We start from the raw sequence: 25,432 nt of genomic DNA on the forward strand, positions 1-25,432 counted from the left end.
AATTTATCAAAAATCTATTTTTAAACATCAAAATCCAAATTTAATTTATATTTTATTATATATAAAAATTATTTATTTTTTGATAAATTAAAGAGTAGCCTTGAAAAAAACTATTGAAAATAAAAGAGTAAAATAGTAAAAATTTTTTACGAATAATTAATATTTTTTGGATAAAATCCACCTATGAAAAATATAAATAGATATCCAACAAAAAAGATATATGTAGGGAATGTGGCAATTGGTGGTGATGCACCAATTTCAGTACAATCTATGACATATAGCAAAACTTCAGATGTAGATACAACAGTTGAGCAAATAAAAGCATTGCATTTTGCAGGTGCTGATATAGTAAGAGTTGCTGTTCCTGATATTGAAGCAGCAAATGCATTAAAAGAGATAAAAGCACAAAGCTCTTTGCCAATTGTTGCAGATATTCACTTTAATCATAAATTAGCTCTTATTGCGGCAGAAGTTGTTGACTGTATTAGAATCAATCCAGGGAATATTGGTAATAAACAAAGAGTTGCAGAGGTTGTAAAGGCTTGCAAACAAAGAAATTTACCAATTAGAATTGGAGTAAACTGTGGTTCTTTGGAATCTCAATTTGAAGATAAATATGGACAAACAGCCAAAGGTATGGTTGAGAGCGCTGATTATAATATAAAATTTTTGGAAGATTTAGGATTTGAAGATATTAAAATCTCTTTAAAAGCAAGTGATGTTCAAAGAACAGTAGAAGCTTATAGGCTTTTAAGACCTATGAATAATTATCCTTTTCATTTAGGAGTTACAGAAGCTGGAACTTTGTTTCACTCAACTATTAAATCTTCAATTGCATTAGGAAGTTTGCTTTTAGATGGAATAGGTGATACTTTAAGAGTCTCTATTACAGGAGAGCTTGAAAAAGAGATTGAAGTAGGTAGGGCTATTTTAAAAGATGCTGGACTTACAAAAGAGGGACTTAATATTATCTCTTGTCCTACTTGTGGAAGAATTGAAGCAGATTTAGTAAGTGCAGTAGCGCAAGTTGAACAAAGAACAAAACATATTAAAACTCCACTTAATGTTTCAGTTATGGGATGTGTAGTAAATGCTCTTGGTGAAGCTAAAGCAGCAGATGTGGCAATAGCTTATGGGAAGGGTGTTGGTCTTATTATAAAAAAAGGTGAAACTATAGCAAAACTTCCAACAGAAGAACTACTTGATAGATTTTTAGAAGAGGTAGAAGCTGAGGCTAAAAAAAATAGCTAAAGCTTCTGCTTACAACCACTTATAAAATAAATTTAGCTACAATTTAACCCTCAAAAAAATATAAAATAATACTTTTTAATTGGTACGTGTATGGAGAGTAGATGGATAGTATATATAGTGTAAATATTGAAAGAGCTGTTTTAAGCTCAATTCTTTTTAATCCCGAAGAGATTGAAGATGTTTTAGGGGTTTTAAAACCAAAAGATTTTTATCTGCCTGCGCACCAAAAGATTTTTGATGTAATGGTAAAACTTCATAGTTCAGATATGCCAATTGATGAAGAGTTTATTAGAAAAAGAGTTGATTCAAAAGATGTTGATGACTCAATATTATTAGAAATCTTGTCTGCAAACCCAATTACAAATACTTTAGCATATGTACGAGAGATAAAAGATGGTGCAGTTAAAAGAGAACTTGCTAACTTAGCAACAACTATTAAAAAAGTTGCTCTAGAAGATGAAACAAGTGCAAATGATGCTTTAGATGTAGTGCAAGGGGAGCTTTACAAAATCTCAACAGATAGTGCAACTTCAGAGCTAAAAAATATGGAAGTTGTAACAGGAGATACCCTTTCATATATTAAAAAAATGAAAGAGTTGGGAAATAAACACCTAATTGGTGAAACCACAGGATTTTATGATTTAGATAAAAGAACAACTGGATTTAACCAAGGGGATTTAGTAATTATTGCAGCCCGTCCAGCAATGGGAAAAACAGCATTAGTTTTAAATATGTGCCTTAAAAATGTTGAAGCAGGAAAAGGTGTAATCTTCTTTTCTCTGGAGATGCCAGCAGAACAACTTATGTTAAGGATGCTTGCTGCTAAAACCTCTATCCCTTTACAAAATCTTAGAAAAGGTGATTTAGATGATAATCAATGGTCAAATCTAAATGGAGCCTTTGAAGATTTAAATAGAAAAAAACTCTTTGTGGATGATGGAGGAAGTGTTAATATTAATCAATTAAGAGCTAGAGTTAGAAAACTTGCTCAAAATGAAGAGAATAAAATCTCAATGGTTATTATAGATTATCTTCAACTTATGCAAGGGGTTGGAAATAAAGATAGACACCAAGAAGTATCAGATATTTCAAGGGGTTTAAAAATGCTTGCAAGGGAGATGAAAATACCAATTATTGCCCTTTCTCAGTTAAATAGGGGACTTGAAAATAGACCAGATAAAAGACCAATGTTAAGTGACTTAAGAGAATCTGGAGCAATAGAACAAGATGCAGATATTATTATGTTTGTTTATAGAGATGATGTGTACAAAGAGAGAGAAGAGGCAAGAAAAGAGAAAGAGGCATCTGATAAGGGTGAAGAGTATAAATCAAAATTCGTAAATAAACCTGTTGAAGAGGCTGAAATTATTATTGGTAAACAAAGAAACGGTCCAATAGGTACTGTAAAACTTGATTTCCAAAAACAGTTTACAAGATTTATTGATAAAGAGAATGCAAATGATGCCCCAATTGAGGTTGTTTTTGAATCAATTGCTGATACTAATAAAGAGACAAATATAGAGATACCAAATATTTTATAATGGGAAAAAAAGCAAAAAAAGTTAATTTCTAATAATTCACATAATTATTTCTTAAGATTCTAACTAATATAATTTTTATAATTATATTATAAGGAAGTAGAAATGAAAATGGCTTTTTCTCTATTAGAACTTATATTTGCCATAGTTGTTATTGGCATAATCTCTTCTTTTGCTCTTCCAAAATACTTAGATACAAGAAACCAAGCAATGGCTTCAACCATACAAAGAGATGTGGTCACTGCTATAAGTTCCATACAAACATACTACTTAATAAATAGAAAAATTGATAATATTGGGGATGCTCTTACATTAAATACTCAATATTGGCATACAGAAAAAATGAAAACTATCTTTGATGAAAATAGCAAAGATTGTGTTATTTTAGAAATTACAGATGAAAAAATTCAAATTATAGTAAATGAAGAAGCTGGTTCTGTTTGTGAAGAGCTTGTAAAAAGAGGAATAACTACACAAGATATTGATTTAATATAAATTTGATACAATGCATATATGAAATCAAAAAGGTTTAATATGCAAAGAGCAGTATTTTTGGATAGAGATGGTGTAGTTAATGTTGAAAAAAATTATACTTCTAAAATAGAAGATTTTGAATTTATTGATTCTTTATTTGATTCTTTAAAATATCTACAATCTTTAGGTTATAAACTTTTTATAATAACAAATCAATCAGGTATTGCAAGGGGTTATTATAGTATCGATGATTATAAAATATTAACAAATTGGATGATTGATAAATTAGGTGAAGAAGGCATAGTTATAGATCAAGTTGAATTTTGTCCCCATGGTCCAGAAGATAATTGCTCTTGTAGAAAACCAAAAACAGGTATGGTTGATAATATCCTTAAAAAACATGAGATTGATTTAGAAAACTCTTGGCTAATTGGTGACAAAACAGCTGATATAGAGTGTGCAAAAAATGCAAAAATAAAAAATACAATTCAAGTAAAATCGGGACATAAGTTTGATGAAAAAACTTCAATTGCAGATTTTGTATGTGATTCTATTAAAGATATAAAAAATATTATTAAAACTTGACTATTATACAATCATAATTTTTTTTTAGCTAGAATATAACTCTTTTTTTAAGAGAGATTTCTAAATAGTAAAGAGAGATTATGATATTAAACGAAGCAGATAAAAATTTAATTCAAAATTCAATTAGAGATGTACACGATTTCCCAAAAGAGGGTATTGTATTTAAAGATATTACAACCCTTTTAAACAATAAAGAAGCTTTTAAAACTCTTATGAATCACTTAGAAGAGAGATACAAATCTTATAACTTAGATTATATTTGTGGTATTGATTCTAGAGGGTTTATTTTTGGAGCAGCATTGGCGGATAGACTTGGAATTGGTTTTGTTCCTGTTAGAAAAAAAGGGAAACTTCCTAGTACAACTGTATGTGAAAAATATGAGTTAGAGTATGGTTATGATGAGGTAGAGATACATCTTGATGCTTTCCCTAAGAAAAAACCAAATGTTTTACTTATAGATGATTTAATTGCAACTGGTGGTACTGCAACCGCAGCTTCAAAACTTATAAAAAAAATTGATGCAAATTTACTTGAAGCTTGTTTTATTCTTAATCTTACATTTTTAAATGGTGTAAAAAAAGTTGAAGAGCATACAAAAGTGTATGCAGTTTTAGATATATAAAGAAGAGATTATGAAAGAGAATTATTATATTCCAAAACCTTCTAAATTTGACCCAGATGTAAATGGACATTTTGGCAAATTTGGGGGAAGATATGTTCCAGAAACCTTGATGCCAATTCTAATTGAGTTAGAAGAGAGTTATAAAAAATTTAGATTTGATAAAGAGTTTTGGAAAGAGGTTGATTATCTATTAAAAGATTATGTGGGAAGAGAATCTCCACTATATTTTGCAAAAAATATTAGTGACGAAATAGGTGCTAAAGTCTATTTAAAAAGAGAAGATTTAAACCACACAGGAGCTCATAAAGTAAATAATGTTATTGCCCAAGGGCTTCTTGCAAAAAAACTTGGAAAAACAAAAGTTATTGCTGAAACTGGTGCTGGACAACATGGAGTTGCAACTGCTACAATTGCTGCACTTCTAGGTTTAGAATGTACAGTTTTTATGGGTGCAAAAGATGTTGAAAGACAAGAGTTAAATGTGTTTAGAATGAAACTTCTAGGAGCAAAAGTTGTCCCTGTTAAAAGTGGAAGTAAAACACTTAAAGATGCTATGAACGACGCAATTAGATACTGGGTTACAAATGCAAGAGACACTTTTTATATAATTGGAACTGTTGCAGGTCCTCACCCATATCCTATGATGGTTAGAGATTTTCAAAGTATTATTGGTTGGGAAGCTAGAAGACAGATACAAGAGAAAGAGGGAAGACTTCCTGATTTCGTCATTGCATGTATTGGTGGTGGTTCTAATGCAATAGGTTCTTTTTCTCACTTTTTAGAAGATAAAGAAACTAAATGTATTGGAATTGAAGCTGGTGGATTTGGTATTGATACTAATAAACATGGATGTTCACTTAAAAAAGGAACTCCAGGGGTTTTACATGGTCAGTGTTCATATCTTCTTCAAGATGAGGATGGACAAGTTTTAGAAGCACACTCAATTTCTGCTGGACTTGATTATCCAGGGATTGGTCCAGAACACTCATTTTTAAATGATGAGGGTGTAGTTGATTATGATAATATTACAGATCAAGAGGCAATGGATGCTTTTGTATGGCTTAGTCAAAAAGAGGGAATTATTCCAGCATTTGAAAGTGCCCATGCAGTTGCTTATTTAAAAAAAGCAAAAGAGAAATTCAAAAATAAATTATTAATTATTACCATCTCTGGACGTGGTGATAAGGATATGGTTCAAGCAAAAGAGATACTACACTTTAGTTAGGGTTTAAAATGAGAGAAAAAATTCAAAATAATTCAGGGAAAATCCTATTTGTAGTGGTGGCTCTTTTTATTATATTTTTAGGTTATAATCTATACTTAGCCCCGGTAGAAGGAATTGAAAATAAATTTGTGTATCTTCTTAAAACTTATGGATACATAATTTTATTTGCATGGAGTATTTTAGAGGGTGAGGCTGGTTTGATTATGGCTGGACTGCTTTCTCATGTAAGTCACATGAATCTTTATATGGCAATTTTTGTTGCTGGACTTGGAGGATTTACAGGAGATCAGATATATTTTTATATAGGCAGATTTAATAAAGCTTATGTTCATAAAAATTTTAAAGAGCAAAGAAGGAAGTTTGCTTTAGCACACCTTCTTTTAATGAGATATGGATGGCCAATAATTTTTGTACAGAGATATATGTACGGGATGAGAACAATTATACCAATATCTATTGGTCTAACAAGATATAGTGCAAAAACCTTTGCATTTATTAATTTAATTTCGGCTTGGGTTTGGGCAGCAGTAACAATTCTTCCTGCTTGGTATTTTGGTGAAGAGATTTTAGAGGTCTTACACTGGGCAAAAGAGCATTGGTATTTTGCAGCACCTTTTGGATTGATTATTGCTGGAAGCATAATCTTTTACTTTTATAAGGCAACTAAAAAAAAGGAGAAAAGTCTTGAAAGTTAGTTTAATTGAAAATGATTTTAAAAATGTAGAATCAGAATTAGAGATTTTTATAGTTGATGATATTGAAAATAGTAGTGATAAAGATATTTTAGAAAGTATTGGTTTTGAAGAGAAAGATGAATCTCTTGCACTTCTTCCTGAAATAGGAAGAATCTATGTTGGTTGTGAAGATGAAAATTATGAAAGTATAGCCATTGCAATTTCAACGGCAATTAGAAAATTCAAAACTACAAAATTTGAAACAGCAAAGATTGAGTTAAAAGATATGAACTTAAAAGCACTTGTTGAGGGTGCTCTTTTAGGAGAATATGAGTTTACCCAATATAAATCAGAGAAGAAAAAAAGTAAAAAGCAAGAGCTTTTAATTTGTGTTCCAAAAATTACACCTGAGATTAAAAAAAGCTTTGAAGAGTCAAAAATTATCTCAAAAGCAGTTAATAAAACAAGAGATATTGTAAATACAACTCCTGCTGATTGTTATCCAAAAATTATGGCTCAAACTGCTAAAAAAATTGCTAAAGACAATAATTTAGAGTGTGAAGTTTTTGGAGAGAAATATCTTGCAGAAAATGGAATGAATGCAATGCTAAGTGTAGGTAGAGCTTCTGTTCATGAATCAAAACTAATCCATTTAAGTTATAAACCAGAAAATGCTAAGAAAAAAGTTGTATTAGTTGGAAAAGGTTTAACTTATGATTCAGGTGGGCTTTCACTTAAACCAGCTGATTATATGGTAACAATGAAGAGTGATAAAAGTGGAGCTTCGGCGGTATTAGGAATAATGAGTGCTGTTTCTAAACTAAATCTTCCAATTGAAATTCATGGAATTATTGGTGCTGTTGAGAATATGATAGGTGGAGATGCCTATAAGCCAGATGATGTTTTAGTAGCAAGAAATGGTAAAACAATAGAGGTTAGAAATACTGATGCTGAAGGAAGACTTGTTCTTGCAGATTGTCTTTGTTATGCTCAAGATGAGATTGAAGATATTGATTATATCTTTGATTTTGCTACTTTAACAGGTGCTTGTGTTGTTGGAGTTGGTGAATATACTATTGGAATTATGGGAAATAATACAGTTTTAAAAAGAGAAGTTGTATCAAACACTTTAGAAGCAGGGGAGTATGCAACTACACTTCCTTTTAATAGATTTTTGAGAAAAACAATTAAATCTGAAATTGCAGATATTTGCAATGTGGCAAATACAAGATATGGTGGAGCAATCACAGCAGGACTATTTTTGGATAATTTTATAAATGAAGAGAATAAAGATAAATGGGTTCACTTTGATATAGCTGGACCTGCATATGTGGAAAAAGCTTGGGGATATAATCCTCATGGAGCAAGTGGAGCTGGAGTTAGAGCAACTTTACAGTTTCTAAAAACAATTGAATAAATTTTGCGTTAGGAATAGATATGATTAAAATGGATAAAAAAGCAAAAGTTTTAGTTATCGGTGATTTGATGATTGACTCTTATTTGATTGGACATTGTGACAGGATAGCACTTGATGCACCTGTTGCAATTGTTGATGTAAAAGAGGAAAAAGATGTTTTAGGTGGAGCTGGAAATGTTATTAGAAATCTAGCTTCACTTGGAGCAAAAGTGAGTGTAATGTCTGTTGTGGGAAGTGATGATAATGCAAAACTTTTAAAACATATGTTAGATGAAGTGGAAACAAAATCTTTTCTTTTGGAACAAAAAGGGAGAAAAACTTCTAAAAAAACAAGAATTATGACTGCAAATCAACAAATATTTAGATTTGATCATGAAAGCAGAAATAATATCTCTTTTGATAACGTTAAAAAACTTTATGAAAAACTTCAAGAGAAAATAAACGCTTATGATGTTATTTTACTTGCAGATTATGGGAAAGGTGTTTTAACAAAAGATTTTACACAAAAAATTATCTCTTATGCAAATAAAAATAATGTTAAAACTGTAGTTGATCCATTTGGAACAGATTATAGTAAATATCAAGGTGCCTATTTAATTATTCCAAATAAAACTGAAGCAATAACTGCAACTGGAATAGAGATAGAAAATAGTGATGATTTGCTTGAAGCACTAAAAGAGATAAAAAATAAATTTGAAACCAAAGAGGCAATTATTACTTTATCAGAACAAGGTGTAGCTTTATTAAAAGATGATAAGTTATCAGTTCTTCCAACTGTACCTTTAGAAGTATATGATGTAACAGGTGTGGGAGATACTCTTTTAGCATCAATTGGTTTTGCCCTTGCCCTTGATAATGATATTGTTGCTTCTTTAGAGTTTGCAAATCTTGCAACTGGAGTTGTATTAAGAAAAGCAGGAACTGCAACAGTATCACTTGCTGAGATTGAATCAGACCAAGTGGATTTAGATAAAAAAATTATTGAGACACATTTAAGTTGTCAATTAAAATAAAAGGAAATTAATGGGATTAGGTGTAGGAATAGTAGGTCTTCCAAACGTAGGTAAATCAACAACTTTTAATGCTTTAACAAAAGCACAAAATGCAGAGGCGCAAAACTATCCATTTTGTACAATTGAACCAAACAAAGCAGTTGTGCCTGTACCAGATAAAAGACTTGATGCATTAGCAAAAATTGTAAATCCTAATAAGATTCAACATTCAACTATTGATTTTGTTGATATTGCAGGACTTGTTAGAGGAGCCTCAAAAGGTGAAGGTCTTGGAAATCAATTTCTTTCAAATATTAGAGAAGTTGAAGTTATTTTGCATATGGTAAGATGTTTTGAAGATGGTAATATTACTCACGTTGAAGGTGATGTTAATCCTATTAGAGATATTGAAATTATAGAAACTGAACTTATTTATGCAGATATTTCTCAATTGGAAAAAAAGATTGATAAACTGAAAAAACAATCAAAAGGTTCAAAAGAAGCAGCTTCAATGTTAGTTGTAGCAGAAGCTGTATATAAACATATTGATGAACTTAAACCTGTAAAAACTTTTGAAGATAAAGATAGTGAGCAGTTTATCCTTTTAGATAAAGAACTTAGATTTTTATCTAATAAAGATGTAATTTATGGGGCAAATGTTGATGAAGATTCATTGGCAAATGGCGGTAATGAGTATGTTGAAACAGTAAGAACATATGCGCAAGAAGTTGGTGCAGATGTTATTATGCTTTGTGCAAAAATCGAAGAAGAGTTAGTGGGACTTGAAGATGAAGAGGCAAAAGAGTTTTTGACTGATTTAGGTGTTCAAGAGTCAGGTTTGGAACAAATTATTCAAAAAGCATTTGACAAACTTGGACTTCAATCATACTTTACAGCAGGTAAAATAGAAGTTAGAGCTTGGACTATTAGAAAAGGGACAAAAGCTCCACAAGCAGCAGCAGTTATCCATAATGATTTTGAAAAAGGTTTTATCAAAGCTGAAGTTATTTCATATGAAGATTATGTAAATTTTGGTGGTGAAACTAAATGTAAAGAGGCTGGGAAATTGAGACTTGAAGGTAAAGAATACATTGTTCAAGATGGCGATGTAATGCACTTTAGATTCAATACTTGATAAGGTAATTAAAAATAGATATAATTATTATCTAATAAAGCAGGAGTTAATCGTGACAGAAAATATTATTGAAAAAATTGAATCTCTTCCTCCTTTACCTAAGACTGTTATAGAAATTGAAGAGTTTAGACAACAACAAGAAAAAGAGCCTTATGATCTTTTGAAAATTATTGAAAAAGATGCTCTTATTGTCTCAACCCTTCTAAAAGTTTCAAACTCTGCAATGTTTGGTTTTAGAAGTAAAGTTGAGACAGTAAGTAAAGCGATAAACCTTTTGGGGATTAATTTTACTATTTCAATAGCTATTGGTGGAACTATACAAAATCTATTGAAAACAAATTTGTCTCCATATGGGATTAATAGTGATGATTTTATGAAAGCCTCAAATTTGGCAACAACATTGGCTTCTTTGTGGTTAGGTAGAGTCTCTTTTGATTTAAAAGAGGAGCTTGTTTTACCAGCGTTATTACAAGAATCAGGAAAGTTCGTTATTGCTGATATTATAGCTTCAAACAACAAAGTTGAAGAGTTTCAAGAGCTTCTTGCCACAGGTAAACCAATTGCCCAATGTGAAATGGAAACTATAGGATTAACAACTTCTGAAGTTACGGCAAGAATTTTTAAACATTGGAATTTAAGTGATAATCTGATTAATGTTATTGAAAAAGTTGATGATCTAGATAACTGTAATCCTGAATATTTACAAAAAAGTCAAATTCTTTTTGTATTAAAATCAATTTGTAATATTAGAGATTGTTTTTCACAAGAGAGCATTGGTTATGGGATTGCTAAAGCAAAAAGTTTTAATTTAGAAACTAAAAACTTAGAAACCTCTATAGAAAAACTACAAGATAGACTTTTAGATGAGTAATTAAGAGTAAATCTTAATTACTTAAACTCATAATATCCTTCTTTACTATCTTCTGCAAAGTTTAAGCATAGTGTTGCTTTTTCTAAAATATTATTTTTATTTCCCCAAGTTATAGCAATAGTCAGTCTTGGATTTATTAATTCATCCATTACTAGCATTTCAATATTTTTTATCTCTTCAATTAGTGCTTTATATTTTTTACTATTTTCAACTATAAAACCAATTTTTGGTCCATTGAATCTATATAAAGGGGTGATTTTTTCTACAATTTTAATGTACTCTCTAAAATAATGATTTATTTTTTCATATCCATATGTTTTATTTAATCTAAAAAGATCTTCATAATAAAGTTGTACTAAAATAAACTCTTTGTCATCTCTTTTTAAAATATCAGTTTTAAACTTTTCATGATTTCTAAGTCCTGTAACAGAGTCATTGTAAACAAGATTACTTCTTAAATAGCAAATAATAAGATTTATAATATTTTGTTTTATATAATCACTATTGTCTATGTAAAGTCTTTCAAAAACTTGTTTAAAAACCTTTGAGTAGGCAATTCTTAATTTATACTCATCAAATAGAGTTATACTTATTCTTTCATATCCAATATCAACAAGAGTGCACTGTTGCTTGCATAAACCATCAACTGATACAAAAGTTAGACCAAAGAAAATCTCATTTGAAATAAAGTTCTCTATCTCTTTATTTAAAAGCTCATTATCTAAGTTTTTATCTGTAAATATTTGTGTAACGATATTTGAGAGTTTTTGATTTACTCTATTCTTTTTATTCATCTCTTCTTGAACAAAATATTTATTAAGTGCATTCTCTCCAACTTCTAAACATTTTGCATCTGAGATTAATACATTTTCTAAATTTAGTTCATTTATATGTTGATTTCCATGGTTTATCAGTATAGTTCTATTTATTTTTGAATATTCATTATCAAGAAGTTCATAACCATTTACACTAACATAATAAAAATAGTAGAGTTTTGATTTTTCAATACAATTGTAATTATCTGAAAAAGAGTAATATAAAGATATTGTCAAATAAAGTTTTGCATATGTTGACATTTGATGAGATGCAGTTCTATTTTTATGAATATAATTTATAATTTTATCTATTAATTCATCTTTTAAAGTTATTTTTCTTTGAGCAATAAATTTAGTAATGATAACATCACAAATACTAAGTTTTAAAAATTCATGGTAATCGTTATTATATTTTTGAGATAAACTAAATTTTTCTAAGACTGAAATTAATTTTTCCTCTTGAATCTGCGTACTAAAAAGAATTGTAGTATGTAGAATTGACAAATATACACTTTTGAAATTTTCATTATTTAAAAATTCATCAACAATAAAAAGATGGTCTTTCTCTTTAACATTTTCATCATAGATATAGATATAATTTTCCAAAAGATCTTTTTTTAAATCTTCTAGAGTCTCTACATTATGATTTTTTTTGTGCTTAATCTCATTTTTATAAAGAGTTATAATCTGGTTTAGCTCTTCAGTATTTGAAAAATCCTCACTTGAATAGTTATATTTAAGTTTATATAGAAGTGTTAAAAGTAAGGTTGTTGTTGAGTTTAAAAAGATTTTATAAAAAGGTTTTTCATCTACATTTAGACCAAATCCTGTATTTTTTGATAGATCATAACCATAACAAATCTTCTCAAAATTAAAATGGAACTCTTCAATTAAGTATGAAGAGTCTTTGTTTGCTGTGTCAATATATGGAACATGAGAATAGAAAAATAGAAGTTTCCCTAAAATATTGTTTAATATATTTATTTTTTCACTATCTAATTCAATATTAAATTTTGACATACTAATAGTCTCTGTAATTATCTCAACTAAAGGTTTAATACTCTTTTTTCTAAGAATATCAAGTGAGTTTATTGAACATAACTCATTTATAACCTCTATTAAAATAGTATAGTGCTTAAAAGTTATCTCAAAATCATCTCTATTAGCTTCATATAAAATCTTTAATCTCTCTTCATACTCTTTAAACAAAGAAGATAGATTATCAAGATTATAAGAGTTGTAGCTATTGAAAATAGAGAATTTTTTACCAAAAGAGAGAATATCAATAATTGTTGAAATCTCTTTAAAAATAATAGTTGCATTATCATTGATAATGCTATTCATCTTTTTTTCTAAAGCATAAATAATAAAAGATTTAAAATTAAGATTATTTAGTAACTCTTCTACAATGTCACTTGGAATATCTTTTTCATTAAAATATAATTCATCAATATAATTTAATAAGGCAGAATAATCATCATGTAAACTATAAATAAGCGAGTTTGAAATTTTTATATTGTATTTAGTTAAAAGTTGAGATACTTTATGATCTTCCCCCTCTTCATCTATAAAGTTTAATATATCTTTCTCTTGATGAATAAACATTTTAAATCCTATTAATAATATATACTAACAATTATATTATTTTTAAACTTACAGTCCTTGAAGTACTATTTTCCATAAATAATCAATTTCATCATCACTAAAGGCAATTAGGCTTTTTTCATCTAATAACTCTTTTATTTTTTCAAACTCAAAAGCTCTGCTATAAGTACATGAAGCATGTACAGGCATAAAACTTCTAACCAATGAGATATTCTCTTTTATCTCTTTTTCACATAAAAAACAGTGCAAATCTTTATGTAATCTTCCTTCGTGTTCAAGGAGAAAAAGATATGCTTTGCAAATTGCTCTTTTACTATTTTCTTTAATCATTTTATGACAAAGAGTTTCTAAAAGATTAAAATAAAAATCATCTATGGTTTCAACATCTTTTAAATGAGGGTAAAAAAGCTTTATAAATCTTTGCCAGCAATAGAGTTTTTCATTGTCAAATATCCATTGAAAACCAAGTTGGATAACATCCTTTAGTCTTGGAATAGAGCTTTTTAGATTTGACTCAAGCTCAAAATCTATTTTGTAGCCAATATTGATATTTGAGTGTCTAGCTCCATAAAATCTATATGTGGTGTAAATATGGTTTTCAGTTAAGATTGATACGATTAAATCGTCATCTTTAACTGTTTTAATCTCTATTATATAGCCCTGCATAAAACTTTCTATTTAAAAATATGAAAAATTATAACAAAATAAAATTAGAAATTTGCTTCAAATAAATATTATGGTAGTATTACAAAAATTTTATTTTATAAAAGGGAAATTGATGGAATTCAATAATGTTTCAATTGGAAAAGAAGCAAACATTCTATATGATGGAAATATCACTAGCAGAAGTATTACTTTCCAAGATGGAAGTAAAAAAACTTTAGGGATTATGCTACCAGGAGTATATGAACTAAATACTGTAAATAAATCAATTATTGATATTAACTCAGGTGCATTAGAAGTTATGTTACCAGCTGAAGATTGGGTTGAATATGTAGCTCCTGCAAGTATTGAAATTGCACAAAATTGTAAATATAAGTTAAGAGTGACATCTTTAGTAGATTATTGTTGCTCTTTTGAAAGAGTAAAATATTAAAAAAAAGACTAGAGTTATCTCTCTAGTCTCTCTAATCTCTCTAGTCTCTCTAGTCTCTCTATTTTATAGTTAACATCTCTATTGAATTTGCAATTAAATCTTTAACATTAAATGGCTTTTTAAGCAATTTCGTTATCCCCAAGCTTTGAAGATTATCTTTTACCTCTTCATCATATGCTGAAGTTACAATTGTTGGAATTAAAGGCGAAATCTCTTTTATCTCTTTAAGCATTGAAAGTCCGTCTTTATTTGGCATATTTAAATCTGTAATAATTAAATCAATTTCAGATGAATTGAATTTTTCAACCCCTTCTTTCCCATCTTTTGCCACAACAACATTAAATATATACTCTAAACAGCTTACAACATTTGTTCTTATTGTCTCTTCATCTTCCACATATAAGAGTGTATATTTTTTTAGGTTTTCTATATTTGTAAACATAGCAACCTCCTATAACTACAATTATAAGGGAAAAGTGTATCAAAATAGTACCAAATATTTTAACTATAAAATCATACTTTTAAGACATAACCATAGTTTGATATATTTTCAATACAAAGTGTTGGAACTTTCTTTTTAAGTCTTGAAATTGTATCTCTAATTGTAGAAGAGGATATCTCTTTTGCAAACCATATCTCTTCCCTTAGTGTTTCATAAGATATCCTTTGATTTGGGTTCTTGCATAAAAAATCTAAAATTAACATCTCTTTATTAGTAAGATTAATTACAAGCCCTTTAAAAGTTAAGGTTTTTGAGCTTATACAGTAATCATAACCATCTTTTAACTTTATATTTTCTATCTTTTTAGAACCTATTTCTTTCTCTTTTTTTATCTTTTTTAGATTTTCCATAAGGTTTAGAGCCACTTTAAGTGTTGCTTCAACACTATCCATTGAAAAGGGTTTAATCAAATATCCAAATACATTGTCATTTTTTGCCTCTTCAATTGTATTTGAATCTGCATATGCTGTTGTATAGATTATTGGTATAAAATACTCTTTATCTAACATCTTTACGCACTCTATCCCATCTAAAGAACCATCTATATTTATATCCATAAAGATAAGATCAATATGAGTATCTTTTACAATATCTAAAACCGTAGAAGAGTCATTAGCATGGTAAATATTTTTAAAATTAAGTTTTTGAAGAATACCTTTTAGATACTCATAGGCAATAGTATTATCTTCTACAATTAAAAGTTTATATTCCATATTTCCTCTTTATATTCCAAGTTAAAAAGCATTCCTTCATCAATACTAAAGTTATATGTAGAATTTTTTAATTTTTTTGCATAGTCTTTTATTAATTTAAGACCAAGCCCTTCATTTATCTGGTTTATATCAAATCCTTTTCCTTTGTCTCTTATTTGCAAGTGTACAATTTCATCATTTTTTTCTAAGGTAATAAAAATTTTTATATTATCCAAACTATCATTGTGCTTAACACAATTATTTACAATCTCATTTATTATTATAGTCAAAGAGATGGCATTGTCAAATTTTATTTGTAAATCAGGGATAGAGTAAATAATATCAACTTTTTTATTTGTGTAGGTATCAACAATAGTTTGAATCACCTCTTTAAAATAGGACTTTACATCTATATCTTTAATATTACTTGAGTCTTTAAGAAGGTATTCATGAATCTTTGACATAGATTTCAGTCTATTTGTTAAATCAGAAAATATATTTGTATCTTTATGTTTTTGCTCTTCGAACCAAAGCATACCTATTATCATGTGGAAATTATTCTTAACTCTATGTAATATCTCTTTTAATAAAAGTTCTCTTTCTTCTACTAAATCTGATAATCTATTATTAGCAATTAAAAGCTCTTTTGTTCTTGCCTCCACCTCTTTTTTTAAGAGCTCTTCTTGACTATTTTTTATAGTTAGTAGCTCATTTTGTGCTTTTAATTGTGACTCTTTTAAATCATCATATCTTTTAATAATAAGAATTAGAAAGATTAAATTCTCTAAAGTACTTCCAATAGCAATTCCATATCTTGTGTAATTGTTATACTCTAAAACACCGGCTATCATTAAAAGAAAGAGTATTGCAAAGATGAAAAAGATAATTTGTGCAAAAGTATAATAGATACTCTTTTTATTTCCTTTATAGTATATATAAATAGATAGGGGCAATAAAACTAAAGTAATAAGTAGTGATGCACTGTTTAATATTCTATTCCAAGGTTCATATTGAAAGAAAAACATAAAACCAATAAAAAAATATAGTAGTGAACTTAATCTTAATGCAGAATAATATTTTTTTAAATAGGTTTTTATCTCCAAATATTCAATAGAGAATAAAATCAAAAAAGCACCTAAATATGCCCCAGACATATTTAGAACATAAATATATTTTTGTAGGTCTAAGTAGGTGAGAATTCCACTTATTTTTATTAGAAAGATGATATTAAAAAAGATGTAACTTGCATAATAATAGTATATTTTTTCTTTTAATGTTAGGCATAAACCAATTGTAAAAAAAAGAATAACAAATGTAATTCCTAAGATAAAGATATAAAAATTATTTGAATCAAAAAAGTTTTTTTGTTTAAAATAGGTGTCATCATAAATTATTATTTTCCCAAAATAGGAATATTTTCCATAAATTTCTAAATATATACTGCTACTTTCATTTTGAACTAGGTCAAAAATAAAAGATAGTTTATTATATGAGACTTCTCTTTTATCTATATAAGTAAGTAGTCCATTCTCTTTTTTTATCCATTTTCCATCTTTTTTATAGTATAAATTAGCTTTTTCATAAAAAGTTTCATTTAAAGTTAGAATAAAATTCTTTTTATTGCTTTTATTTGAAATATCAATTTTTATCCAAGTTGTATTATTGGAATAACCTAATGAAAAACCATTTTTAATAAAATTATTAAATTCTTTTTTTTCTATATCTTTTATACTCAGACTCTTTGAATAATCCTTTATATAGTAAATTTCAAAATCGTCATAAATTGGAATTTTATTATTTATTATTAATGTGGAATTATTTGCAAATAAAATGATAAAAAATAGATGAAAAACAGTGATAATTTTTAGCATTATTACTCCAAAAAATAACCATATTATAGCATATCCATGCTACTTTTTCCGTCAGAATTCCGTCAGGAAAATGTTAAAATGTTAAAAATTTCAAGCTAGGTGAATTTAATGAAAAATATGCATGAATATAAAAATGCCTTTAGAATACTAAAAGGTGGGAAAATAAGTTTAGTAGTAAGTGCCTTACTTACAACTACTTCACTTTTCTCTGCTCCAAGTGGAGGAGTTGTAACAAGTGGGTCTGCTACAATTAATCAAAGTGGTAGTGTAACTAATATTAATCAATCTTCACAAAAAGCTAGTATTAATTGGAATAAGTTTAGTATTGATAAAAATGAAATAGTAAACTTTAATCAACCAAATGTAAACTCAATTACTCTAAATAGAGTAGTTGGTAATGAAACTTCAGTTATAAATGGAGCACTTAATGCCAATGGACAAGTTTGGATATTAAATTCAAATGGGGTTTTATTTGGTAAAAATGCTTCAATAAATACTTCAGGATTATTAGCAACAACAAAAAATATCTCTGATTTAGATTTCCAAAGTGGAAACTATAGTTTTAAAGGAGATTCTACAAGTTCTATTATAAACCAAGGAACAATAAATATAGAGAACTCTGGATATGTAGTATTTGCTTCAAATGAGGTACAAAATAGTGGCGTAATAAAAGCTATAAAAGGAGATGTTCATTTAGTTGGAGCAAGTGAATATAGTATAAATCTAAATGGAAACTCATTAGTAAACCTAACAGTTGACAAGGGAGTATTAGATGCTTTAGTTAAAAACTCAGGAACTATCATAGCAGATGGTGGAGAAATATATCTTACAACCAATGCAGTAAATGAGTTACTAAAAGGGGTGGTTAATAATACAGGTGTTATTGAAGCAAATAGCTTAGATGATGTTACTGGTAAAGTAGAACTCTTTGCCCATGGAGGTGAAGTTCAAGTTGGTGGAATTATTAATGCTACTGATGGGTTTGTGGAGACTTCTGGGAGAGATTTTAGAATATTTGATGGTGCAACTATTAGTGCAGAAGAGTGGTTAATTGACCCTGTTAATATAACTATTGATTCAACATTAGCAACTGCAATTTTAACTGCACTTGGCACTACTAATGTAACAATTGAGACAGATACTCCAAATTATTCAGATGTAGATACATCTGCAAATGAGAGTGGAAGTGATGGAAATATCTATGTAAACAGTAGCATTATTACAACAGCAGATTTAGGTGCGGAGAGAACTTTAACTTTACAAGCTGATAATAATATAGTATTTGCAGATGGAGTATCTATTGATGCAACACAAGGTAGTAATGCTAAAGAATTAAATGTAGTTTTAGCAGCTGATTCTGATAGCAATGGAAGTGGAGAAGTACTAATTAGTGGAAGTACTGGAACTACAATCAAAACAAATAATGGTGATCTTACAGTAAATACTCAAATAGATAGTACTGTAGCAGGAGAAACACCTTTAGTAGTTGATGCCGGTACAGGAAAAGTAACTTTATACGATGATGTTGGATTAAATTCAAAATTAAAATCATTAACAGTTACTGCTGGACAACTAGATTTAGGAACAAAACTTCACTATATCAATACAACCGCAGAACAAACATATAATACAGTAATCAACTCTTTATCAACTGCACAGTTTGCTAATAATGATTTTGAATCAGGTGATGCAACAGGCTGGAGCATTGTTGATGGAAATATTAAACTTAATGGAAGTAGCGTAATTGCAGGTGTAAATACTCCTAATGATAATTCTCTACCAACAATTGTTCCAAGTACAAACTCTAGCAGTAATAATGGAGCATATGATGATTATAATTCAACGGGTAACTATACTCATGCATTTTCAAATGATACAGGTGATAGTTCATCATATTCTCTACAATTAACATACTCTAGTGGAGATGTGGATGAAGGGTATGGGGTGGTTCATGGACCTTATGTTGTAAGTGAAAATACAGTTTCATTACAAGAAGGAGATGGTGTATCATTTACTTGGAAAGCAAGTGGTGGTAGTGATGCATATGATGTTTTTGGATATATTATAAATGTTGATACCGGGGCAACACAAGTAATACTAAATGAGACTGGTGCAAATGGAAGTGCAACAACAAACTGGGCTCCTGCTTCAGTAACAGCAGCAAGTTCTGGTAATTACAAATTTGTTTTTGTTGCTGGTTCTTGGGATGCTTCGGGAGGACAGGCATTAGGAGCTAATCTTTATATAGATAATGTAACCACCTATAGTAATAAAACTTTTAGTGGTTCAAGTGTTACCTTTAATAATACTGTAAATGCAGGATCAAGTGAACTAAAAGTTGCAGCAGATAAAATTGCTTTAAATGCAGCTATTAATGGTACAAATACTCTTACTTTAAAACAAAATACTGCAGGAAAGAATATTGAAATTGGTGGAAGTGTTGATAATGCAGATGTTTCAACTCTTGATATTACAAATACAGAATTATCTAAAATTAGTGGATTTTCAAAAGTAGTATTTGGTGATGACAATACAGGAAAAGTTAGTACAGCAGGAGACATTTCAACAACTTATGATTTAACATTAATAGGAAAAACTACAGGTGTAGATATCAATAATACTGTAGATGTTGGAGGTAAAACATTAACTATAGAGAGTAATGGAACAGTAGAAGATACAGGAACAGGACATGTAATAGCTAAAAATTTAAATCTTCTTGGTTCTGGAACTTTTACTTTAGATAGTGATGATAATGATGTAGATGTATTAGCAGCAGGTATAACATCAACTCCAATAGGTTCACTTACATTTAAAGATAAAGATGATGTTACAATTAGTACAATAAACAACTCAAAAGGTATCACATCAACAGGAACAGTAATTGTTGATACTCTCTCTTCAAATATTAATGTAAAAAATGACGTAATTACAACAAAACAAGGAACAGATGTTGTTCAATTAAATGCAGCAGGAACTGTAACAAAAAGTTCAGGGGTTTTCATTGGTTATAAAGCTCCTTCTGTACCAGAACCAACAACTAATAATAACAAAGAAGAGATACAAAAAATAATCACGCCAATTGCAAATCAAACTACTGTAAAAGTTGAAAAACCTGAATTAGCAACAGCTCCTAAATTTGAACCAAATACAAAAACAAATGTACAAATTAATAATGGACAAAGTGTTAATGTGGTTGCAAAAGCTGAAGCTGGTGAAGATACAAAATTAGTAACATTAAGCCAATTACAAAATAGTGCAGGTGAAAACTCAGTAAATGTTCCTTTAGGAGAAAACTCTCTTGTTATGTTGATTAATGGAGGAGTAAATCTTCCAAGTGGAGTAGATCAAGAGTTTTATGTAGTAGAAGAAAAAAATTTTTAAAAAAGAATTAGGCTAAGGAAAAAGAAAAGATGAAAAGAATAAATAAAATAATAACACTATCACTAATAAGCTCGACAATGCTGTTCGGGGTTGAATCTCCAAAAGTTGGGAATATAATAAAAGAGATAAACCCACCTAAAAATATAGTAAAAGATAAAAAAGAGCTAATAGAGATTGATGGTGTAAAAAAAGTAACTTCTCCTATGCGTGATGATAAAAGTGGGAAAACAGTATTAGTAAAAGATTTTCAAATAGAGGGTAATAGTAAAATAAGTAGTAGTGAAATATTAGAAAAAATCTCTTCATATAAAAATAAAGAGTTAAGTTTTTCTGATATGCAAGAAGTAGCAACACTTATTACTAAACTTTATAGAGATAAAGGTTATTTTGTAGCAAGAGCTTATATTCCAATGCAAGATATGAAAGATGGAGTATTAAAAATAGCAGTTGTTGAAGGTGAAATAGGTAAATACAATATAATAAATAATTCAAAAGTAAAAGATAGTATTATTCAATCTATTTTTGATGAATCTAAAAAAGATAAAATAATATCAACTCAAAATTTAGAGAGAAGTATTTTAATTGCAAATGATCTTTCTGGAGTAATAGTAACAAAAGCAAATGTAAAACCAGGAAGTCAAGTTGGAAGTAGTGATTTTGATATAGAAACTTCTGCAACAAACGACTATAGTGGATATATAGTACTTGATAATTTTGGAAGTAGATATACAAATAAAAATAGAGCAATGGTTGGAGTTGATATTAACTCTCCTTTTAAAATTGGAGATAAACTCTCTTTTGTGGGATTGCAAAGTAATGCAGGTGGATTAAAATATCTAAGTGGAGCATATGAAACACTGCTTCATCCAAGTGGACTAAAAGGTGGTTTGGGTTACTCATATACTAACTATAAACTTAGCGATAAATATGCAAATTTAGATGCAAAAGGGTATTTAAAAGATTTTAATGTAAATTTGTCGTATCCTATAATAAGACAAAGAGATAGAAATCTATATCTAAAATTTAACTTTGATAATAAAAGAATCAAAGATGAGATAAGATCAACAAATGACAGCTCAGAAAAAGAGATAAATGTAGCAACTCTATCTTTGGATTATTCAAATTCTGAAGTAATAAACTCTTTTCCTACAAGTACAACATTTTTAGCTTCTTTAACAAGAGGTAGCCTAAGTTTTGATAATGAAGCAGATTTGCAAAATGATATGGCAGGAGCTGATACAAATGGTGCTTATTCAAAACTCTATTTTGAAGCTTTTAAATCAATATCTTTTACACCAAGAATCTCATTAGAAGGAACATTAAAATATCAACACGCTCTTTCTAAAAAGAATTTAGACGGAAGTGAAGATTTATCTATTGGAGGAAGTCAAGGGGTAAAAGTATATCCTACAAGTGAAGCTAGTGCAGAAAATGGATATGTAGCAACAATTGAGGCTAAATATTTATTACCAAATATCAATAACTATTCTCATACAGTTGGAATTTTTTACGATAGAGCAAGAGCTTATGCTGCAAATAATACAAATGTTACAGGAATAGATATAGACCTACAAGATATAGGTATCTCTTATTATGTAACTTATAAAGACTTCTTTGTAAACTCATATATGGCTTGGAAAATGAATAGTGACACTATTACAAGTGAGCCAGATTATAACTCTAAGTTTTTAGTTCAAGCTGGCTGGGTGTTTTAACAAAAATAAAAAAGGCAAGAGATAAAAACCTCTTGCCTTTTAATAATTTAGTATAAATAGTTTATAACTTATTCAGCTACTTTTACTTCTACAGGTGTACCTTCCCAGATACCATGCTTTGTACAGTAACCATGAGCTACTAGGTTTAGTTTGCTTCCAGTTGGAATAATTGTAAATGTAGTAGTATTATGAGCTTTAACATTACCTAAAGTTCCTGGTACATATGTAGCTTTTGCTAATAAAGTCTCTCCATTAAATAATGAAACAGACTCAATATAATGATCAAAATCATCTGGGTGAGTATATTCATTTCCCATTTTAACTGTAACTTCAAATGGTTCCCCTTTTTTTGCAGTAGCAGCACAGTGGATGAAAGGTGAGTGTCTATCAATTAAATCTTTTTTTGCTTCTCTTTCTACAGTGTCAATATCAACATATTTGTTAATTTTTGGCATAATTTTTCTCCTAAATAAAATATTGACAAAGATTATAGCATTATTTATTTAAAGTATTTAGGATAATTTTTATCCTAAAAAATACACTTAAGAAAAATATCAGAAAACAAGCTTATATATGGTAATATTCGCCCATGAACAAAGAAGATTTTTTTATAAAACAGTTTAATAAAGCTTCAAAAATAATTGGTGATGATGGTGCAGTTATTGATGGCTTTGTATATAGCAATGATGCCTTTTTTGAAAATATACACTTTAAAAAAGAGTGGTTTTCTTTAAAGCAAATTGCAAGAAAAGCAATGCTTGTAAATATTTCAGATGCAATTGCTATGAATGCAAAACCAAAATATGCACTATTAACTGTTGCCATACCTAAAGAGTATTCAAAAAAAGAGATAAAAGAGTTGTCTTTGGGTTTTTTAGAGGTTGCAAAAGAGTATGACCTTGAGATAATTGGTGGAGATACAATCTCAAATACAAAATTAGATATTAGTATAACAATTATCTCAAAAACAAAAAAGCCTAAACTTAGAAGTGGAATTAAAAAAGATGATTATTTATGTTTTACAGGCACTTTAGGCTCTTGTAAAAAAGATTTAGAGACTCTTTTGAATGGAGGAGCTATCTCCTCTTCTTCAAAGTTTATTGAGCCAAAACTGAATGCAAAATTCTTTTATGAGGTTTCAAAATATATAAATGCCTCTATGGATATTTCAGATGGTTTGTTTTTTGAACTTGAAAGAATGTCAAAAAGAAGTAAAAAAGGGTTTGAATTTTTATATGAAATCCCTAAAGAGGTTGGTTGTTCAGGAGAAGAGTATGAACTTCTTTTCTCTTTTTCACCAAAATATAAAGAGAAGATTGAAACTATTGCAAAAAAATATAAAGTACAACTAAATATTTTTGCAAAAGCTATTGATGGAAAATTTAAGTGTGATTGTAAAAATCACCATTTTGATTAAAGGAAAACTATTTGGAAAATTTACAAAGATATCTATCTCATTCAAAGATTGATGTTTTATTTAAACAAACTAAGGATGACTTTGTTGTTACAGAAGTGCCACTATATGAGTTTAGTGGAGAGGGAGAACATCTAATAATTAAATTTAGAAAAAAAGATTTAACAACATGGGATGCGGTTCAAATTTTTTCTGAGCAGTTAGGTTGTAAAGCAAGAGATATAGGTTATGCTGGATTAAAAGATAAAAATGCAATGACTATTCAACATATCTCTATTCCAAAATCTTGTGAAGAGAATCTAGAAAAATTTAATCACGATAATATAAAGATTTTAGAGACTACAAAACATAATAATAAGATTAGAGTAGGGCACTTAAAAGGTAATAGCTTTTTTATAAGACTAAAAAGAGTTACGCCTTTAGATGCAAAAAAGATTGAAGAGGCAGTCTCTAAAATAGCACAGTTTGGAATGCCAAACTATTTTGGATTTCAAAGATTTGGAATTGAAGGGGATAACTACAAAAAAGGTGAAGCGATAATAAATGGAGAGTTAAAAGAGAGAGATAGAAAATTAAAACAGATGTATGTTAATGCTTATCAAAGCCATCTTTTTAACTCTTGGCTCTCAAAAAGAATAGAGCTTTCAAAATTAGTTGACGCTTTTGAAGCAAATGAAATATACAAAAAATTGAACCTTCCCCTTGATATGGTAAAAAGTATGAAAAAACAAAAACATCCTTTCAAACTTATGCTTGGAGATTTAATGAGTCATTATCCTTATGGAAAAATATTTTATGTGGAAGATATGGAAGCTGAAGCAAATAAATTTTTTGAACAAGATAGAGTTCCAACAGGCCTTCTTTGTGGTAAAAGAGTAAAAAAATCTGAAGGTTCTGCTTATGAAATAGAGAAAGAGTTTGATAAAAAAATCTTTGAAGATGGTGCTAGAAGATTTGCTTGGATCTTTCCAAGTGAAGTTGAATCAAACTATAAAGAGGATAAAAATTGGATGGAATTATCTTTTTATCTTCCAAAAGGTTCATACGCAACAGAGTTTATTTCTGAAGTTATTCATTAGAAAATAAACCATAAGTTCATCACTCTTTTTATTATTTTGTTTAAGTATAAAAAAGATAAACTTTAATAATATATAAAATAGGGGAAGAGAAATGACTTATGAAGAGTTGATTAAAGAGTTATGTGATGTAATTAAAGAGTCTGAAGCTAACTCAATTTCTATTTATGAAAACTTTGAAAAAATAGAGGAGTTTCTTACTGATCTAGACCTACCACAACATAAAATGTCAAAAATAGATGAAGTAATATCTAGTTCTTATGGAATCCTGCAACATCAAGATTTATATAGACAAAGAATTGAAAGAGTAGTAAATTTTGTTTGTGAAAACAATAATATTGATTCAAGTGAATTTAATCTTGCTAGTTCTGCAAAATATATAGCAGGAGACACTGACAACTCTGAAGTTTTAGATAATGATGAGTTAGAGGCTTTAATTAAAAGTATGCAGAAATAATCAATAAAAAGTTTAACTTTTTA

Annotated in this window: 23 protein-coding genes; 17 read left to right on the top strand and 6 right to left on the bottom strand. The window is 28.8% G+C overall.

What is annotated here, in order from left to right; genetic code table 11:
- Window positions 1–183 precede the first annotated feature (183 nt).
- The 11 genes from ispG (at window position 184) to AEBR_RS04525 (ending at window position 10,785) form a co-directional block, all read left to right on the top strand.
- Window positions 184–1,251, top strand: a complete 1,068-nt coding sequence (ispG, locus tag AEBR_RS04475) for a flavodoxin-dependent (E)-4-hydroxy-3-methylbut-2-enyl-diphosphate synthase (RefSeq protein ID WP_129088330.1) — start codon at window positions 184–186, stop codon at window positions 1,249–1,251.
- Window positions 1,252–1,352: 101 nt separating this feature from the next.
- Complete coding sequence (locus AEBR_RS04480; RefSeq protein WP_129088329.1) at window positions 1,353–2,792, top strand: replicative DNA helicase; 1,440 nt, start codon at window positions 1,353–1,355, stop codon at window positions 2,790–2,792.
- A 102-nt stretch (window positions 2,793–2,894) separates the two neighbouring features.
- Window positions 2,895–3,284, top strand: coding sequence for a type II secretion system protein (locus tag AEBR_RS04485; protein ID WP_129088328.1), 390 nt, complete (start codon window positions 2,895–2,897; stop codon window positions 3,282–3,284).
- A gap of 39 nt (window positions 3,285–3,323) precedes the next feature.
- On the top strand, window positions 3,324–3,848 hold the full coding sequence (gene gmhB, locus AEBR_RS04490) for a D-glycero-beta-D-manno-heptose 1,7-bisphosphate 7-phosphatase (protein ID WP_129088327.1): 525 nt from the start codon (window positions 3,324–3,326) through the stop codon (window positions 3,846–3,848).
- An 80-nt stretch (window positions 3,849–3,928) separates the two neighbouring features.
- A complete protein-coding gene (locus AEBR_RS04495) occupies window positions 3,929–4,471 on the top strand; it encodes an adenine phosphoribosyltransferase (RefSeq protein ID WP_129088326.1) in 543 nt (180 codons plus the stop codon).
- 10 nt (window positions 4,472–4,481) lie between these two features.
- The gene (gene trpB, locus AEBR_RS04500; RefSeq protein WP_129088325.1) at window positions 4,482–5,696 is read left to right on the top strand and encodes a tryptophan synthase subunit beta; all 1,215 of its coding nucleotides are present in this window, start codon (window positions 4,482–4,484) and stop codon (window positions 5,694–5,696) included.
- Window positions 5,697–5,704: 8 nt separating this feature from the next.
- On the top strand, window positions 5,705–6,391 hold the full coding sequence (locus AEBR_RS04505) for a DedA family protein (RefSeq protein WP_129088324.1): 687 nt from the start codon (window positions 5,705–5,707) through the stop codon (window positions 6,389–6,391).
- Window positions 6,381–7,787 carry a leucyl aminopeptidase gene (locus AEBR_RS04510; protein ID WP_129088323.1) on the top strand — a complete coding sequence of 469 codons (1,407 nt, stop codon included), beginning with the start codon at window positions 6,381–6,383 and terminating at the stop codon, window positions 7,785–7,787. Before AEBR_RS04505 ends, AEBR_RS04510 begins: the two co-directional genes overlap by 11 nt.
- 20 nt (window positions 7,788–7,807) lie before the next feature.
- Complete coding sequence (locus AEBR_RS04515) at window positions 7,808–8,800, top strand: bifunctional heptose 7-phosphate kinase/heptose 1-phosphate adenyltransferase (protein ID WP_129088322.1); 993 nt, start codon at window positions 7,808–7,810, stop codon at window positions 8,798–8,800.
- 10 nt (window positions 8,801–8,810) lie between these two features.
- A complete protein-coding gene (ychF, locus tag AEBR_RS04520) occupies window positions 8,811–9,914 on the top strand; it encodes a redox-regulated ATPase YchF (RefSeq protein WP_129088321.1) in 1,104 nt (367 codons plus the stop codon).
- Window positions 9,915–9,966: 52 nt separating this feature from the next.
- The gene (locus AEBR_RS04525; protein ID WP_228712006.1) at window positions 9,967–10,785 is read left to right on the top strand and encodes an HDOD domain-containing protein; all 819 of its coding nucleotides are present in this window, start codon (window positions 9,967–9,969) and stop codon (window positions 10,783–10,785) included.
- Between the two features lie 17 nt (window positions 10,786–10,802).
- On the opposite strand, the gene AEBR_RS04530 is transcribed toward AEBR_RS04525, so the two are convergent.
- The gene (locus AEBR_RS04530; protein ID WP_129088320.1) at window positions 10,803–13,205 is read right to left on the bottom strand and encodes a hypothetical protein; all 2,403 of its coding nucleotides are present in this window, start codon (window positions 13,203–13,205) and stop codon (window positions 10,803–10,805) included.
- A gap of 48 nt (window positions 13,206–13,253) precedes the next feature.
- Complete coding sequence (gene recO, locus AEBR_RS04535) at window positions 13,254–13,871, bottom strand: recombination protein RecO (RefSeq protein WP_129088319.1); 618 nt, start codon at window positions 13,869–13,871, stop codon at window positions 13,254–13,256.
- Between the two features lie 112 nt (window positions 13,872–13,983).
- Between recO and ppnP the strand changes: the two genes are divergently transcribed.
- Window positions 13,984–14,301, top strand: a complete 318-nt coding sequence (gene ppnP / locus AEBR_RS04540) for a pyrimidine/purine nucleoside phosphorylase (protein ID WP_228712005.1) — start codon at window positions 13,984–13,986, stop codon at window positions 14,299–14,301.
- Between the two features lie 58 nt (window positions 14,302–14,359).
- Here ppnP and AEBR_RS04545 read toward each other — a convergent pair whose 3' ends face one another.
- The 3 genes from AEBR_RS04545 to AEBR_RS04555 form a co-directional block, all read right to left on the bottom strand.
- The gene (locus AEBR_RS04545) at window positions 14,360–14,743 is read right to left on the bottom strand and encodes a response regulator (protein WP_129088318.1); all 384 of its coding nucleotides are present in this window, start codon (window positions 14,741–14,743) and stop codon (window positions 14,360–14,362) included.
- 71 nt (window positions 14,744–14,814) lie between these two features.
- Entirely contained in the window at window positions 14,815–15,516 is a 702-nt protein-coding gene (locus AEBR_RS04550; protein WP_129088317.1) for a response regulator, read from the bottom strand.
- Window positions 15,498–17,366, bottom strand: coding sequence for a 7TM diverse intracellular signaling domain-containing protein (locus AEBR_RS04555; RefSeq protein ID WP_129088316.1), 1,869 nt, complete (start codon window positions 17,364–17,366; stop codon window positions 15,498–15,500). Before AEBR_RS04555 ends, AEBR_RS04550 begins: the two co-directional genes overlap by 19 nt.
- A gap of 108 nt (window positions 17,367–17,474) precedes the next feature.
- Between AEBR_RS04555 and AEBR_RS04560 the strand changes: the two genes are divergently transcribed.
- Entirely contained in the window at window positions 17,475–20,747 is a 3,273-nt protein-coding gene (locus AEBR_RS04560; protein ID WP_129088315.1) for a filamentous hemagglutinin N-terminal domain-containing protein, read from the top strand.
- 29 nt (window positions 20,748–20,776) lie between these two features.
- Complete coding sequence (locus AEBR_RS04565) at window positions 20,777–22,462, top strand: ShlB/FhaC/HecB family hemolysin secretion/activation protein (protein ID WP_129088314.1); 1,686 nt, start codon at window positions 20,777–20,779, stop codon at window positions 22,460–22,462.
- Between the two features lie 68 nt (window positions 22,463–22,530).
- Here the strand turns inward: AEBR_RS04565 and AEBR_RS04570 are convergent, their stop codons facing one another.
- Window positions 22,531–22,917 carry a class II SORL domain-containing protein gene (locus AEBR_RS04570; RefSeq protein ID WP_129088313.1) on the bottom strand — a complete coding sequence of 129 codons (387 nt, stop codon included), beginning with the start codon at window positions 22,915–22,917 and terminating at the stop codon, window positions 22,531–22,533.
- Window positions 22,918–23,051: 134 nt separating this feature from the next.
- Between AEBR_RS04570 and AEBR_RS04575 the strand changes: the two genes are divergently transcribed.
- The 3 genes from AEBR_RS04575 (at window position 23,052) to AEBR_RS04585 (ending at window position 25,409) form a co-directional block, all read left to right on the top strand.
- The gene (locus AEBR_RS04575; RefSeq protein ID WP_129088312.1) at window positions 23,052–23,879 is read left to right on the top strand and encodes a thiamine-phosphate kinase; all 828 of its coding nucleotides are present in this window, start codon (window positions 23,052–23,054) and stop codon (window positions 23,877–23,879) included.
- An 11-nt stretch (window positions 23,880–23,890) separates the two neighbouring features.
- Window positions 23,891–24,955 carry a tRNA pseudouridine(13) synthase TruD gene (gene truD / locus AEBR_RS04580; RefSeq protein WP_129088311.1) on the top strand — a complete coding sequence of 355 codons (1,065 nt, stop codon included), beginning with the start codon at window positions 23,891–23,893 and terminating at the stop codon, window positions 24,953–24,955.
- 91 nt (window positions 24,956–25,046) lie between these two features.
- A complete protein-coding gene (locus AEBR_RS04585) occupies window positions 25,047–25,409 on the top strand; it encodes a hypothetical protein (protein WP_129088310.1) in 363 nt (120 codons plus the stop codon).
- Window positions 25,410–25,432: the final 23 nt, after the last annotated feature.

This window comes from Halarcobacter ebronensis, assembly GCF_013201825.1.
In the GTDB taxonomy this organism is placed as follows: Bacteria; Campylobacterota; Campylobacteria; order Campylobacterales; family Arcobacteraceae; genus Halarcobacter; species Halarcobacter ebronensis.